The sequence below is a fragment of the Micromonospora sp. ATA51 genome (assembly GCF_016802855.1).
Classification (GTDB): domain Bacteria; phylum Actinomycetota; class Actinomycetes; order Mycobacteriales; family Micromonosporaceae; genus Micromonospora; species Micromonospora sicca.
This window is the reverse complement of record NZ_JAEVHJ010000607.1, coordinates 1-1,799: the sequence shown is the minus strand read 5'-3', so window position 1 is coordinate 1,799 and position 1,799 is coordinate 1. Positions and strand designations below refer to the sequence as shown.

General features: G+C 78.3%; 1 protein-coding gene. It reads left to right on the top strand.

The window, feature by feature from the left end; all coding sequences use genetic code 11:
• Positions 1-1,799: hypothetical protein (locus JNW87_RS38255; protein WP_309234164.1), on the top strand; the 1,799-nt coding region annotated here is incomplete at both ends.

Below are 1,799 nucleotides of genomic sequence, written 5' to 3'. Positions count from 1 at the left end.
CCTGACCGCCGCCCCGCCGGCCGCCGTCCCGCCCGACGCGCCCCCGGCGGACCGGCCCCGCCGCCGCGCGCCGCGTCCCGTCGACGCGCTGGTGGTGGCCGGCTACCTCGGGCTGGCTGTGCTGCTCACCGGCGGGCAGTGGGGCCGCCCCGAGCGGCTCTTCCACCAGGCCGGCGACCAGATGCTCTTCGAGTGGATGCTGGCCCGGGCCGCGCGGGCGGTGGCCGGCGCGGAGAACCCGCTGCACAGCACGGCCCTGAACGTCCCGGACGGGGTCAACCTGATGGCCAACACCTCGGTGCTCGGGCTGGGTGTGCCGCTGGCCCCGGTGACCTGGCTGTTCGGCTCGCAGACGGCCTTCCTGGTGGCCGTGGTCTGCTGCCTGGCCGGCACCGCCACCGCCTGGTACGCCCTGCTGGCCCGCTGGCTGGTCCGCTCCCGGGCCGCGGCGGCGGTGGGCGGGCTGTTCTGCGGCTTCGCCCCGGGGATGGTCTCGCAGGCCGGGGCGCACCTGCACATGGCCGCCCAGTTCCTGGTCCCGGTGATCCTCGGACTGGTGTTCCGGCCCGCCGCCGACCGGGTGCGGCGGGACGGCGTGCTGCTCGGGCTGGCGGTGGCGTACCAGGTCTTCCTCGGTGAGGAGGTGCTGGTCTTCCTCGCCCTCGCCGCCGGGGTCCTCGCCGGGGCGTACGCGCTGGCCGACCCGGCCGGCGCGCGGCGGCGGGCACCCGCGCTGCTCGGCCGGCTCGGCGTCGGCGCGCTGGTGGCGGGGGCGCTGCTGGCGTATCCGCTGTGGTTCCAGTTCCACGGTCCCGGCAACTACGCCGGGATGCCCTTCTTCGCGGCGGGCTTCCGCCTCGACGCGGCCTCGTTCACCGCCGCCGCCCGGCAGACCGTCGCCGGGGACGCCCACTCGGCGGGGCTGCTGTCGCCGAACGCGACCGAGGAGAACTCCTTCTTCGGGCCGGTTCTGCCGCTGCTCGCCGTGCTGGTGGTGGTCTGGCTGTGGCGGCGGCCCCTGGTCCGCGCGCTGGCCGGCTGCGGCCTGCTCTTCGCCCTGCTCTCCCTCGGCACCGAGATCCGGGTCGACCACCAGGAGACCGGGCTGCCCGGGCCGTACCGGCTGCTCCGTGGGGTGCCGCTGCTCGACCTGGTGGTGCCGGCCCGGTTCGCGCTGGTCTGCGTGCCGGTGCTGGGGGTGCTGCTCGCCCTCGCCCTGGACCGGGCGTACGACCACCGCGTCGGGCCGGGGCGGCGGCTGTTCTGGACCGGGGCGGTGGCGGCCGCGCTGCTCCCGCTCGCCCCGACGCCGATCCGTACCGTGCCCGCCGGGCCGGTGCCGGCGTTCGTGGCCGACGGCGGCTGGCGGGCGTACGTGCCGCCGGGCCGGACCCTGGTGCCGGTGCCCCCGGTGACCGGGGCGGCGGTCAGCCCGACCACGTTCTGGTCGGCCCGGACCGGGCTGGCCTTCGCCGCGCCGGGCGGCTACTTCATCGGCCCGGACAGCGCGGCCGACCCGACCGCGCACTGGGGCGCGCCGGACACCCCGACCTCGCTGCTGCTGCGCCGGGCCGCGGAGAGCGGCCAGGTGCCGCCGGTCGGCGACGCGGACCGTCGCCAGGCGGTCGAGGACCTGCGCCACTGGCGGGCCGCCGTCCTGGTCCAGGCCGGCTCGACGCCGGCCGACCCGGTCCGCGCGACGCTGGACGCCCTCGTCGGCCCCGGCCGGGACGTGCCCGGCGGCCACCTCGTGGGACGTCCGGTCGCTGGTCGGCTGAGCGGCCGCGGCCGGTGCAGCC